This window comes from Enterobacter sp. 5-4 (assembly GCF_000612205.1).
In the GTDB taxonomy this organism is placed as follows: Bacteria; Pseudomonadota; Gammaproteobacteria; order Enterobacterales; family Enterobacteriaceae; genus Enterobacter; species Enterobacter roggenkampii.
The window spans coordinates 136,083-148,850 of the sequence record NZ_JFHW01000019.1; the positions used below are offsets into that span (position 1 = coordinate 136,083).

Sequence of the window (12,768 nt, forward strand, 5' to 3'; positions counted from 1 at the left end):
AGTGTTCATGGAACTAAGACAAGAGGCGTTCCACCTGTTACGTCAGCTTTTTCAACAGCATACCGCGAAGTGGCAACATGCCCTGCCGGAACTGACCAAGCCGCAGTATGCGGTGATGCGCTCGATTGCCGAGCATCCGGGCATTGAACAGGTGGCATTGACTGAAGTCGCGGTCAGCACGAAAGCGACCCTGGCGGAAATGCTGAGCCGCATGGAGGCGCGCGGGCTGGTCAAACGCGAGCACGACCCTGCGGATAAGCGCCGTCGCTTTGTCTTCCTCACGCCAGAAGGTGAGGCCCTGCTTGCAGACTGTAAGCCGGTAGGCAATGAGGTTGATGAGGCCTTTTTAGGACGCCTTAACAAGGCCGAGCGGGAGCAGTTCTCTGCGCTCATCAAAAAGATGATGCACGATTAACTCACGCTGGTGCGCATAAAATCGATAAAGGTGCGCACTTTTGCGGGCACATGCCGGGCATCAGGATAGACCGCATAAATCCCCTGCCGCGCAAAGGTATACTCCGGTAAAATCGTCACCAGCGTTCCCGCATCAAGCGCATCGCGCACCAGCCATTCCGGCAGTAACGCCACCCCACCGCCTGCGAGCGCAAAAGCCATAAGGGCCTGAGCGCTGTCGGCAAACAAACGCGGCGCCTTTTTTATCTCCAGCATGTCAGGCGCACCGCGGGCATCTTTCACCTGCCAGCGCAGCGGCGAGGCTAAGCGCTCGTGGATAATCCAGTCGGCCTGCGCCAGCTGCGCAAGCGATTCGATCGGGTTTCTCGCAAGCCACTCGGGCGTCGCGACGGGGAGAATAGAAAAGTGAGAAATCAGTGCGGCGTGGTTGCGCGAATCAACAAGCGTCCCCAGCCGGATGGCCACGTCAAAGCGCTCCGAGATAAGGTCTGCGTGCAGTGACGACGAAACATGTCGGACGCGAAGATCCGTGTGCTGCTGGCTAAACCTGGCCAGCAGCGGCACCACGACCCGGGCGCCATATTCAGGCGTGGTCGTGATCCGCAGTTCGCCGGTGAGCCCCGCATGGTTCGCGCGGACATCATCCTGCAGCCGTTCGGCCTCCTTCAGAAGCGCCACGCTGCGCTGATGAAAAATCACGCCCGCCTCGGTTAGCGTCAGGCGGCGGGTGGAGCGCAGCAGCAGCGTAACGCCCAGCTCATCTTCAAGCTGGCGGATATTGAAGCTAACCACCGCTTTTGTCAGCCCCATCGCCTCGGCGGCGGCCGTAAAACTGCCGGTGTCGGCCACCGCGACAAACATCTGCGTCCGCTGTAGGTTAATCATCATCACGCCCTTTACTGTCAAAATATTTTTGACAGTATATCGCGCTTTGTCAGGTTTATCCGTGCTTCCCGAGCCGATACGATACGCCACCTCACCGGAGGATCCACCATGACGTATCGCAGCCAAGTTGCCGTTGTCTATCTGCTGGGCTTTTTTCTTGATTTGATCAACATGTTTATTGCCAGCGTCGCCTTTCCGGCGATGGCTCACGCCTTTAACACCACGCCTTCTGCCCTTGCCTGGGTCAGTAACGGCTACATTGCCGGCCTGACGCTGGCGATCCCGTTCAGCAGCCTGCTCTCGCGCCGCATCGGACCAAAGCGCGTCATCCTGCTTTCGCTTTTTCTGTTCAGCGCAGCCTCCGCAGCGGCGGGCCTGTCTGCAACGCTTGAAAGTCTGATCGCCTGGCGAGTGCTTCAGGGCGTGGGAGGAGGCTTACTGATCCCCGTTGGACAGGCGCTGACCTGGCAACAGTATAAGCCTCACGAGCGTGCCAGACTCTCCTCGGCGGTGATGCTGGTCGCGCTGCTTGCCCCGGCCTGCTCCCCGGCTATCGGGGGACTGCTGGTACAGACGCTAAGCTGGCGATGGATCTTTTTCGCCACGCTACCGGTCGCTATCGTGACCTTTGTTCTGGCCTGCCTGTGGCTTAAACACGAAATGCCTGCGATGAACGCGGCCAGACTGCTAAACCTGTCATTGCTCGCGGACCCGCTTTTGCGTTTTTCCATGCTTGTCTATATCTGCGTTCCTGGCGTATTTATTGGGGTGAACGTCACGGGCATGTTTTATCTTCAGAACGTGGCGAACATGAGCCCAGCCGCTACGGGCATGCTCATGCTGCCGTGGTCTGTGGCATCGTTTATCGCCATCACGGCAACGGGACGTTATTTTAACCGTATCGGCCCCCGCCCCCTGATCGTCATCGGCTGCCTGTTGCAGGCGACGGGCATTCTGCTTTTGATTGACGTCAGTTCGGCTACGCTGTTGCCTGCCGTCGCGTTTGCCCTGATGGGCGCCGGGGGAAGCCTGTGCAGCAGCACGGCTCAGAGCAGCGCGTTTCTGACAACGCGCCGGGACGAGATGCCGGATGCCAGCGCGCTGTGGAATCTCAATCGTCAATTGAGCTTTTTTGCCGGTGCCCTGCTGCTGGCGCAGGTGCTGAACCTGGCGCAGGCGTGGCTGACGCCACACGCCGCCTGGCACGGGATGTTTATTTTTGCCGCAGGCATGACCTTGCTGCCTGTACCGTACGTTTTTCGTCTTAACAATACGCAGGTGCTAAACCCGCTGCGACAGGAGAATTCATGACGCCTTTCGAACACGACATTATCGACCTCCACATTGCGCTTGAAGCATGGTTAGGCAAAGGTGAAGGCGAGGCCGACGCGCTGCTCGCCCGTTTCCAGCGCGATTTTCTGATGATCCCGCCGGGCGGTGTGCAGGTCGACTATAACGGCCTGGCCAGTTTTCTGGAAAAACAGCGCGGAAGCCGTCCCGGGCTGAAAATCGTCATTGACGAATTAACCACGATCCAGAGCGGCGAACGGGGTGCAGTGCTTCACTACCGGGAGACGCAAACCCGGCCAGACCTGCCCGTTAACGTGCGCTGGTCAACCGCGGTGCTTAATCAGGAAGGTGACAAAATAACCTGGCGTCTGCTGCACGAGACGGCGACGCAGCCGTAACACAAAAGAAAAAGGCCCGTCTCACGACGGGCCTTTTTTGACGAAAGGTTGCTTATTCGCGGAACAGCGCTTCGATATTCAGACCTTGCCCCTGCAGGATTTCACGCAGGCGACGCAGACCTTCAACCTGAATCTGACGAACACGTTCACGGGTCAGGCCAATTTCGCGGCCGACGTCTTCCAGTGTCGCAGCTTCATACCCCAGTAAACCGAAGCGACGCGCCAGCACTTCACGCTGTTTGGCGTTCAGTTCGAACAGCCATTTGACGATGCTCTGTTTCATGTCATCGTCCTGCGTGGTGTCTTCCGGACCGTTATCTTTTTCATCGGCCAGGATGTCCAGCAGCGCTTTTTCGGAGTCGCCACCCAGCGGGGTGTCAACGGAGGTAATGCGCTCGTTGAGACGCAGCATACGGCTTACGTCATCAACCGGTTTATCGAGTTGTTCGGCAATTTCTTCTGCACTTGGCTCGTGGTCCAGCTTATGGGACAACTCGCGCGCGGTACGCAGATACACGTTCAACTCTTTGACGATGTGAATCGGCAGGCGAATCGTACGGGTCTGGTTCATAATAGCCCGTTCGATGGTCTGACGAATCCACCAGGTCGCGTAGGTTGAGAAACGGAACCCGCGTTCCGGGTCAAACTTCTCAACTGCGCGGATGAGACCTAAGTTGCCCTCTTCAATCAGATCCAGCAGAGCCAGACCACGATTGCCGTAACGGCGGGCAATTTTCACGACCAGTCGCAGGTTACTTTCAATCATGCGACGACGCGAGGCAACATCACCACGCAAAGCACGACGTGCGAAATAGACTTCTTCTTCGGCCGTTAGCAGTGGGGAGTAACCAATCTCCCCAAGGTAAAGCTGAGTCGCGTCCAGTACACGCTGTGTGGCGCCCTGCGATAACAGCTCTTCTTCAGCCAAATCGTTATCACTGGGTTCCTCTTCTACTAAGGCTTTTTCGTCAAAAGCCTCTACTCCGTTCTCATCAAATTCCGCGTCTTCATTTAAATCATGAACTTTCAGCGTATTCTGACTCATAAGGTGGCTCCTACCCGTGATCCCTGAACGAGACACCCTGGCTGGCATGCCCCGTCAAATTATCGCTGCGGCAAGTACTGCAGCGGGTTTACGGATTTCCCCTTGTAACGAATTTCAAAATGCAAGCGTGTAGAACTGGTTCCGGTGCTACCCATGGTAGCGATTTTTTGCCCCGCCTTAACTTCTTGTTGTTCCCGGACCAGCATTGTGTCGTTATGGGCGTAGGCACTCAGGTAATCATCGTTGTGTTTGATGATGATAAGATTACCGTAACCGCGCAGAGCGTTACCGGCATACACAACGCGTCCATCTGCGGTCGCGATGATAGCCTGTCCTTTACTCCCTGCGATATCGATCCCTTTATTTCCCCCTTCGGAGGAAGAGAAGTTCTCGATAACCTTGCCGTCAGTCGGCCAGCGCCATGCAGAAATCGGCGAACTGGAGGTCATACTGCTGGCAGTCGGTTCAGTAGAGCTAACCACAGGTGCCGTAACCGGTGCTGTGACAGCAGTCGCAGTCCCTTTATTATTCGGCAACATTTTGTTAGCAGTCTGATCACCTGAATCCTCAGAATACGTAATTACAGGTTGTGAAGCAACCACCGTGGTGGATTTTTGTGCAGGCTTAACGCTGTTATTTTGAGCCGTCACATCGGCCGCTGAAACCGTGTTGCCAGGCGTAAGCGGCGTACCCGTCGCGTTGCCCACCTGGAGCGTTTGCCCGACTTCCAGAGCATATGGGGCCTGGACGTTGTTGCGCTGCGCGAGGTCACGGAAATCGTTCCCGGTGATCCACGCAATGTAGAACAGCGTATCGCCGCGTTTCACGGTATAGGTGCTGCCACCGGTGTAGCTACCTTTCGGAATGTTCCCATACTGGCGGTTATAGACTATGCGGCCATTTTGGGTCTGAACAGGCTGTTCAACTGGCTGAACCTGCATTGGCTGTGTAACAGGATGTTGCACAGGCTGAATTTGTGGTGTTTGCTGCGGCGCAGCCGTTCCCATTTTAGGTGGCGGCGTGATTAACATTCCGCTGGACGTGTTACCGGAGCCGCTGTTTCCGCCGACGGAACTGACGGGCGCAGGCGCGTTGTTAGAACTTGTACAGCCTGCCAGCCAGAGCGAAACCAGTGATAATGCCGCAACACGGCTGATGGTGAATTTAGGGCTTCCCGCGCTCATTTATCCCCCAGGAATGTGTTAACTACCAGTGACTTAAAATTTACCGTGATGGCACGAATCTTTCGCGCCACACCATACGCTGAATTTGCCTTAATAACCCTGGATAATTCCGAGTCTCAGGCCAACTCCCCCTTCACCAGAGGCACAAAGCGCACGGCTTCCACGGTGTCGATAATAAACTCGCCGCCGCGCCGACGAACGCGCTTCAACAGCTGCTGCTCGTCCCCGACAGGCAGAACCAGAATGCCCCCCTCATCCAGCTGCGACAACAGGGCAGCTGGAATTTCTGGCGGGGCCGCCGTCACGATGATCGCGTCAAACGGGGCGCGAGCCTTCCAACCCTGCCATCCATCACCGTGTCGTGTCGAAACATTATGTAAATCAAGTTGTTTCAGGCGACGACGCGCCTGCCACTGTAAACCTTTGATCCGCTCAACGGAGCATACGTGATGAACGAGATGCGCCAGGATCGCGGTCTGATACCCCGACCCGGTGCCAATCTCCAGCACGCGGGAGTCGGGCGTCAGCTCCAGCAGCTCCGTCATGCGAGCCACCATGTAAGGCTGCGAAATCGTCTGGCCCTGCCCGATGGGCAGCGCCACGTTTTCCCACGCTTTGTGTTCAAACGCCTCGTCTACAAATTTCTCACGCGGAACCAGGGCGAGCGCTTCAAGCACGTGCTCGTCGCGGATCCCCTGCGCGCGTAGTTGTTCCAGAAGAGTTTGTACACGTTTGTTTACCATTGCGCGTTCACTCCTGCGCGATCCAGCCAGCCCGACACCACATCATGCGCGCTATACGCGGTTAAATCTACGTGCAGCGGGGTAACCGAAACATAGCCTTCCTCCACGGCGGCAAAGTCGGTATCCGGACCCGCATCGCACTTATCGCCAGGAGGGCCGATCCAGTAAAGCGTGTTGCCGCGCGGATCCTGCTGCGGGATCACCTGATCGGCAGGATGTCGACTCCCGCAACGGGTGACGCGGATGCCTTTAATTTCATCGAGAGGAAGATCCGGCACGTTGATGTTGAGGATGCGTCCGGTACGCAACGGCTCGCGGCCGAGCGCCCGCAGGATCGAACAGGTCACCGCGGCGGCGGTGTCGTAGTGCGTGTAGCCGTTCAACGAGACCGCCAGCGCCGGGAATCCCAGATGGCGGCCTTCCATTGCGGCCGCCACGGTGCCGGAGTAAATCACGTCATCGCCGAGGTTAGGCCCGGCGTTAATGCCGGAGACGACGATATCCGGACGCGGCCGCATCAGCGCGTTCACGCCCAGAAAAACACAGTCGGTTGGCGTGCCCATCTGTACGGCAATATCGCCATTTTCAAAGGTAAAGGTGCGAAGCGACGACTCCAGCGTCAGTGAGTTAGACGCTCCACTGCGGTTACGATCGGGCGCCACGACCTGCACATCCGCAAACTCACGGAGGTGTTTCGCCAGGGTCTGAATGCCTGGCGCGTGGATCCCGTCATCGTTACTCAGCAATATTCGCATAATCACCCGAGGTGTTGATAAGTTCCCTGACAACACTGGTGGCAAAGCTGCCTGCCGGCAGCCAGAAGCGTAACTCGACGGTCACGTCATCCCACCAGTTCCAGCTTAACTGCTGCGGATAGAGCAGCATCGCGCGGCGTGCCGCGTCGACTTTTTCCCGCACCAGCAAGGACTGCAATTCTGGCGCATCCGCCACGGCTGACAGCTCGGCGGCCAGGGCCTCCCCCTGGGTTCCCCAGTCGCCCGTACCGGGCAACGCGGCGGTGATCAGCAGCCCTTTTGCGTCCACGCGCGACTGGACATCGGCCATCTCTTCGGCCGTTGCCACAAACCAGCTTCCGCGTCCCGCTAATTGTAGCGCATCGCCAACAACAACTTGATTCGCGTCCGGTTTTTTCAGCCTTTCGCTCACAATCTGATTAAACAACGCACTGCGGGCCGCCGACAACCAAAAACTGCGTTTATTCCTGTCACGCACCGGCGCGTCGCTTTGCGCCCAGCGCAGTGCGCCCTGCAGGTTGCTGCCGCCGATGCCAAAGCGCTGGGCGCCAAAGTAGTTCGGTACGCCGCGGTCGCTGATGGCATTCAGGCGTTTTTCAACGTCTTCACGGTCAGTCACTTCGCGCAGCACCAGCGTAAACGCGTTGCCTTTTAACGCGCCCAGACGCAGTTTGCGCTTGTGGCGGGCATATTCCAGTACCTTACAGCCCTCAAGCTCAAATTTGCTTAAATCAGGCATCGCATTGCCGGGAACGCGCGCGCAGAGCCACTGTTCCGTGACGGCGTGTTTATCTTTCTGCCCGGCAAAGCTCACCTCGCGGGCATGAATTTTGAGGAATTTTGCCAGCGCGTCGGCCACAAAGCGGGTATTGCAGCCATTTTTCAGAATACGCACCAGGATATGTTCGCCTTCGCCATCCGGCTCAAAGCCCAGATCCTCGACCACGAGGAAATCTTCAGGGCTGGCTTTCAGCACCCCGCTCCCCTGCGGCTTACCGTGCAGGTATGTCAGGTTGTCAAAGTCTGTCATTTGCTCGCCTTCACCAGCAGCGCCACGGCTTCACAGGCAATCCCTTCGCCGCGACCGGTAAAGCCCAGCTTCTCGGTCGTCGTCGCTTTGACGTTCACGTCGTCCATATGGCAGCCCAGATCTTCTGCAATAAATACGCGCATCTGCGGAATGTGCGGCAGCATTTTTGGGGCCTGAGCGATAATCGTCACGTCGACGTTGCCAAGGGTGTAGCCTTTCGCCTGGATGCGGCGCCACGCTTCGCGCAGCAGTTCACGGCTGTCCGCCCCTTTAAACGCCGGATCGGTGTCCGGGAACAGCTTGCCGATATCACCCAGTGCGGCCGCGCCCAGCAGCGCGTCGGTCAGCGCATGCAGCGCCACGTCGCCATCAGAATGCGCCAGTAGCCCTTTTTCATAAGGAATGCGCACGCCGCCAATGATAATTGGGCCTTCGCCGCCAAAGGCGTGTACATCAAAACCGTGTCCAATTCGCATTATGCCTTCTCCTGATGGGTCGAACGGGTAAGATAAAATTCCGCGAGCTGTAAATCTTCCGGACGCGTCACTTTAATATTATCAGCACGTCCTTCAACAAGCTCAGGGTGGAAACCGCAGTACTCCAGCGCAGAAGCTTCGTCCGTGATGGTCGCACCTTCGTTAAGCGCGCGCGTTAAGCAGTCGTGGAGCAGTTCGCGGGGGAAAAATTGCGGCGTCAGCGCGTGCCATAGATCGACGCGATCGACGGTGTGGGCGATAGCCCGTTTGCCCGGCTCGGCACGCTTCATGGTGTCGCGCACGGGAGCGGCCAGAATGCCGCCCACTTTGCTGGTTTCGCTCAATGCCAGCAGGCGAGCGAGATCGTCCTGATGCAGGCACGGACGCGCCGCGTCATGCACCAGCACCCACGGCGCGTTACCGGCCGCCTGAATGCCTGCCAGCACGGAATCGGCGCGCTCGGCACCGCCATCGACAACGGTAATCTGTGGGTGGTTTGCCAGCGGCAGCTGCGCAAAGCGGGCATCGCCGGAACTGATGGCGATGACCACGTGCGTCACCCGCGGGTGCGCCAGCAGCGCCGCCACGGCGTGCTCGAGGATCGTTTTATCGCCAATAGAGAGGTATTGCTTGGGACATTCTGTCTGCATGCGCCGGCCAAAACCTGCGGCCGGCACCACGGCGCATACGTCCGAAAAAGTTACTGCCATGTCGTAATCCTGGGCCTGATTATCGATTGTTTTGTGCTGAGCCCTGATTGCGTTTAGACGCATCCGGAACCAGACGATAAAAGGTTTCGCCCGGCTTAGTCATACTGAGTTCATTGCGTGCGCGTTCCTCAATCGCCTCTTGCCCGCCATTGAGGTCATCAATTTCAGCGAAGAGTTGATCGTTTCGCGCCTTAAGTTTGGCGTTTGTTGCCTGCTGAGCTGCGACGTCATCGCTCACCCGGCTATAGTCGTGCAGTCCGTTCTTACCGAACCACAGCGAATATTGCAGCCAGATTAGCAAAGCCAGCAACAGCAGCGTTAGTTTACCCATCCTGCCCCCTGAAAAACGGCATCATCATCCCAAGACTTCCCCAGAGCACTACGCCGGGGTAACAGAGATGCCGCAACATCGCGGGCAAATGTACCACATTTTTTCCGCAGAATCGTCCTGCTCAATATCGTTACACAGTTGGTTACGGTTTGAATTATGGCTGAAGTTAGCCCATGAGCCACAAAAATAACAGACCAAACATCAGCACCACCGTCACAATCGTGACCACGGTACTGTACAGGAGCTTGCCGTTGAGCAGCGAGTGAAGCGCAATGCCGACGACAACCGCCACGGGCATCAGCGCCAGAAAGAAAGGCCAGGTGTAGAGAAAGAAGAACAGCGTGTTGCCGCCGTAGATAAGAAACGGGATACCCAGCGCCAGCAACCATGAGACGAAGCCAATGATGGCCCCAGGAAATGACCAGGTCGTTTCGTCGTCGGTCGCAAGCGGCTCCGACCCGGTGGTGGTGATGTAATGTTCACTGTTGCGCATAGCTAGTCCTGTGACCGTGACTCATCGTTCGGGAAGACAGCTCCCGAACGATACCGTCTCAGGATCTGATAATATCGTCCCGTCTGAGCAGGTCTAATAATTGGCTTACTAAATTTGTTACCAATTGTTGACCCTCCAGGTGAATTTCTGGCGATTCAGGCGCTTCGTATACCGCGTCAATGCCGGTGAAGTTGCGCAATTCTCCGGCACGCGCTTTTTTGTACAGCCCTTTCGGGTCGCGCGCTTCGCAAACCTCCAGCGGCGTATCCACAAACACTTCGATAAAGCGATCCTGACCGACCCGTTCGCGCACCATCTGGCGCTCGGCGCGGTGTGGAGAGATAAATGCGGTCAGCACCACCAGCCCGGCGTCGGCCATCAGGCTGGCGACCTCCCCGACCCGGCGGATGTTCTCTTTGCGGTCGTCGTCGCTGAACCCTAAATCGCTGCACAGGCCATGGCGCACGTTGTCGCCATCCAGCAGGTACGTGCTTACGCCCTGCTGATACAGCGCCTCTTCCAGCGCGCCCGCCACCGTCGATTTACCCGAGCCGGACAGCCCGGTAAACCACAGCACAACTCCACGGTGACCGTGGAGCTGTTCGCGCTGGGCGACGGTGACCGGATGAGGATGCCAGACGACGTTCTCATCATGGGCAGCCATTACTTGCCTCCCAGCAGATCGCGCGCGCCCCAGTGCGGGAAGTGCTTACGCACCAGCGCGTTCAGTTCCAGCTCAAAGGCGCTGAATTCTGAAGCTGCGGACGCCTGTTCGTTTGGCTCACGGACCATCCCCGCGCCGACGGTGACGTTCGTCAGGCGGTCAATAAAGATAAGCCCGCCCGTCACCGGATTTTGCTGATACGGATCCAGCACCAGCGGTTCGTCAAAGGTCAGATCGACCAGACCAATACCGTTCAGCGGCAGCTCGGTGACCTCGCGCTGGGTCAGGTTGTTGATGTCCACCTGGAACTGAATACCGTCCACGCGAGCGCGGGTCTTCTTGCCGGCGATTTTGATGTCGTAGCTCTGGCCCGGCGTCAGCGGCTGTTCCGCCATCCACACCACATCCACGGAAGCCCCCTGCACGGCGGCCAGCGTTTCCTGGGCATCCACCAGTAGATCGCCCCGGCTGATATCAATCTCGTCTTTCAGCACCAGCGTAACCGCTTCACCGGCGCCTGCGTCCTGCAGGTCACCGTCGAAGGTGACGATGCGTGCGATGGTCGATTCCACGCCGGATGGCAGCACCTTGACGCGCTGCCCTACCTTCACGGTCCCGGAGGCAATCGTGCCGGAGAAGCCGCGGAAATCAAGGTTTGGACGGTTGACGTACTGCACCGGGAAGCGCATCGGCTGAGTGTCGACCACGCGCTGAATTTCAACCGTCTCCAGCACCTCCAGCAGCGTCGGGCCGCTGTACCACGGCATGTTCGCGCTCTGGGAGGCGACGTTATCCCCTTCCAGCGCCGAGAGCGGCACAAAGCGGATATCCAGGTTGCCCGGCAGCTGTTCGGCAAAGGTCAGGTAGCTCTGGCGGATCTCCTCGAACTTCTCTTCGCTGAAGTTCACCAGATCCATCTTGTTGACCGCCACCACCAGGTGTTTGATCCCCAGCAGCGTGGAGATAAAGCTGTGGCGACGGGTCTGATCCAGCACGCCTTTACGGGCGTCGATCAGCAGGATCGCCAGGTCACAGGTCGACGCGCCGGTCGCCATATTGCGGGTGTACTGTTCGTGCCCCGGGGTGTCGGCAATAATAAATTTGCGCTTCTCGGTAGAGAAATAGCGGTAGGCCACGTCAATCGTGATGCCCTGCTCGCGCTCCGCCTGCAGGCCGTCAACCAGCAGCGCCAGATCCAGCTTTTCGCCCTGGGTACCGTGACGCTTACTGTCGTTATGCAGGGAAGAGAGCTGATCTTCGTAAATCTGGCGCGTATCGTGCAGCAGGCGGCCAATCAGGGTACTTTTCCCGTCATCCACGCTGCCGCAGGTCAGAAAACGCAGCAGGCTTTTGTGTTGTTGCGCATGCAGATACGCTTCCACGCCGCCTTCGTTGGCAATTTGTTGAGCAATAGTGGTATTCATGGCGGCTCCTTAGAAATAACCCTGACGTTTCTTCAGCTCCATGGAGCCTGCCTGGTCGCGGTCAATCACGCGCCCCTGTCGCTCGCTGGTGGTCGACACCAGCATCTCTTCGATGATCTCCGGCAGCGTCTGGGCGTTGGATTCCACCGCGCCGGTCAGCGGCCAGCAGCCGAGGGTGCGGAAACGCACCATCTGTTTTTTGATCACTTCGCCCGGCTGCAGGTCGATGCGATCGTCATCGATCATCATCAGCATGCCGTCGCGCTCCAGCACCGGGCGCTCGGCGGCCAGGTACAGCGGAACGATCTCGATGTTTTCCAGATAGATGTACTGCCAGATATCCAGCTCGGTCCAGTTGGAGAGCGGGAAGACGCGGATGCTTTCGCCTTTGTTGATCTGACCGTTGTAGTTGTGCCACAGCTCCGGACGCTGGTTTTTGGGGTCCCAGCGGTGGAAGCGGTCGCGGAAGGAGTAGATACGCTCTTTGGCGCGGGATTTCTCTTCGTCACGACGCGCGCCGCCGAAGGCCGCATCAAAACCGTATTTGTTCAGCGCCTGCTTCAGCCCTTCGGTTTTCATGATATCGGTGTGTTTGGCGCTGCCGTGCACGAACGGGTTAATACCCATCGCCACCCCTTCCGGATTTTTATGCACCAGCAGCTCGCAGCCGTAGGCTTTCGCGGTACGATCGCGGAACTCGTACATCTCGCGGAATTTCCAGCCGGTGTCCACGTGCAGCAGCGGGAACGGCAGCGTGCCCGGATAAAACGCTTTACGCGCCAGATGCAGCATGACGCTGGAATCTTTACCGATGGAGTACATCATCACCGGGTTAGAAAACTCGGCGGCCACTTCGCGGATAATATGGATACTTTCCGCTTCGAGCTGCCGCAGGTGTGTAAGACGTTTTTGGTCCATAACCGTTC

Annotated in this window: 16 protein-coding genes; 3 read left to right on the top strand and 13 right to left on the bottom strand. The window is 57.8% G+C overall.

The window, feature by feature from the left end; genetic code table 11:
- Positions 1-7 precede the first annotated feature (7 nt).
- A complete protein-coding gene (locus AA74_RS0111090) occupies positions 8-415 on the top strand; it encodes a MarR family winged helix-turn-helix transcriptional regulator (RefSeq protein ID WP_008499596.1) in 408 nt (135 codons plus the stop codon).
- Here AA74_RS0111090 and AA74_RS0111095 read toward each other — a convergent pair.
- Positions 412-1,299 (bottom strand): LysR family transcriptional regulator, encoded by an 888-nt coding sequence (locus AA74_RS0111095; RefSeq protein WP_025912394.1) that lies wholly within the window; start codon positions 1,297-1,299, stop codon positions 412-414. The two genes, AA74_RS0111090 and AA74_RS0111095, sit on opposite strands and share 4 nt — an antisense overlap.
- Before the next feature lie 108 nt (positions 1,300-1,407).
- Here AA74_RS0111095 and AA74_RS0111100 point away from each other — a divergent pair, with 108 nt between their 5' ends.
- Both AA74_RS0111100 and AA74_RS0111105 read left to right on the top strand, forming a co-directional pair.
- Complete coding sequence (locus AA74_RS0111100) at positions 1,408-2,610, top strand: MFS transporter (protein WP_025912395.1); 1,203 nt, start codon at positions 1,408-1,410, stop codon at positions 2,608-2,610.
- A complete protein-coding gene (locus AA74_RS0111105; protein ID WP_021241912.1) occupies positions 2,607-2,987 on the top strand; it encodes a DUF4440 domain-containing protein in 381 nt (126 codons plus the stop codon). Before AA74_RS0111100 ends, AA74_RS0111105 begins: the two co-directional genes overlap by 4 nt.
- Before the next feature lie 52 nt (positions 2,988-3,039).
- Here AA74_RS0111105 and rpoS read toward each other — a convergent pair whose 3' ends face one another.
- The 12 genes from rpoS to cysD all read right to left on the bottom strand — a co-directional run bounded on the left by rpoS (position 3,040) and on the right by cysD (position 12,760).
- Positions 3,040-4,032, bottom strand: a complete 993-nt coding sequence (gene rpoS, locus AA74_RS0111110) for an RNA polymerase sigma factor RpoS (RefSeq protein ID WP_008499600.1) — start codon at positions 4,030-4,032, stop codon at positions 3,040-3,042.
- A 59-nt stretch (positions 4,033-4,091) separates the two neighbouring features.
- The gene (gene nlpD, locus AA74_RS0111115) at positions 4,092-5,216 is read right to left on the bottom strand and encodes a murein hydrolase activator NlpD (protein ID WP_023325976.1); all 1,125 of its coding nucleotides are present in this window, start codon (positions 5,214-5,216) and stop codon (positions 4,092-4,094) included.
- 116 nt (positions 5,217-5,332) lie between these two features.
- Positions 5,333-5,959, bottom strand: a complete 627-nt coding sequence (locus tag AA74_RS0111120) for a protein-L-isoaspartate(D-aspartate) O-methyltransferase (RefSeq protein WP_008499604.1) — start codon at positions 5,957-5,959, stop codon at positions 5,333-5,335.
- Positions 5,953-6,714, bottom strand: coding sequence for a 5'/3'-nucleotidase SurE (gene surE, locus AA74_RS0111125; RefSeq protein WP_021241911.1), 762 nt, complete (start codon positions 6,712-6,714; stop codon positions 5,953-5,955). Before surE ends, AA74_RS0111120 begins: the two co-directional genes overlap by 7 nt.
- The gene (gene truD, locus AA74_RS0111130) at positions 6,695-7,744 is read right to left on the bottom strand and encodes a tRNA pseudouridine(13) synthase TruD (protein WP_025912396.1); all 1,050 of its coding nucleotides are present in this window, start codon (positions 7,742-7,744) and stop codon (positions 6,695-6,697) included. Before truD ends, surE begins: the two co-directional genes overlap by 20 nt.
- On the bottom strand, positions 7,741-8,220 hold the full coding sequence (ispF, locus tag AA74_RS0111135; protein WP_008499607.1) for a 2-C-methyl-D-erythritol 2,4-cyclodiphosphate synthase: 480 nt from the start codon (positions 8,218-8,220) through the stop codon (positions 7,741-7,743). The genes truD and ispF overlap by 4 nt, the downstream gene beginning before the upstream one ends.
- Positions 8,220-8,930 carry a 2-C-methyl-D-erythritol 4-phosphate cytidylyltransferase gene (gene ispD / locus AA74_RS0111140; protein WP_025912397.1) on the bottom strand — a complete coding sequence of 237 codons (711 nt, stop codon included), beginning with the start codon at positions 8,928-8,930 and terminating at the stop codon, positions 8,220-8,222. Before ispD ends, ispF begins: the two co-directional genes overlap by 1 nt.
- 19 nt (positions 8,931-8,949) lie before the next feature.
- Positions 8,950-9,261, bottom strand: a complete 312-nt coding sequence (ftsB, locus tag AA74_RS0111145; protein WP_008499609.1) for a cell division protein FtsB — start codon at positions 9,259-9,261, stop codon at positions 8,950-8,952.
- A 166-nt stretch (positions 9,262-9,427) separates the two neighbouring features.
- Positions 9,428-9,754 (bottom strand): DUF3561 family protein, encoded by a 327-nt coding sequence (locus tag AA74_RS0111150; RefSeq protein ID WP_008499610.1) that lies wholly within the window; start codon positions 9,752-9,754, stop codon positions 9,428-9,430.
- Between the two features lie 58 nt (positions 9,755-9,812).
- Positions 9,813-10,418: an adenylyl-sulfate kinase gene (cysC, locus tag AA74_RS0111155; RefSeq protein ID WP_025912398.1), complete on the bottom strand. Its 606-nt coding sequence runs from the start codon at positions 10,416-10,418 to the stop codon at positions 9,813-9,815.
- On the bottom strand, positions 10,418-11,842 hold the full coding sequence (cysN, locus tag AA74_RS0111160; RefSeq protein WP_008499612.1) for a sulfate adenylyltransferase subunit CysN: 1,425 nt from the start codon (positions 11,840-11,842) through the stop codon (positions 10,418-10,420). Before cysN ends, cysC begins: the two co-directional genes overlap by 1 nt.
- A gap of 9 nt (positions 11,843-11,851) precedes the next feature.
- Complete coding sequence (gene cysD / locus AA74_RS0111165; protein ID WP_008499613.1) at positions 11,852-12,760, bottom strand: sulfate adenylyltransferase subunit CysD; 909 nt, start codon at positions 12,758-12,760, stop codon at positions 11,852-11,854.
- Between the last annotated feature and the right edge of the window lie 8 nt (positions 12,761-12,768).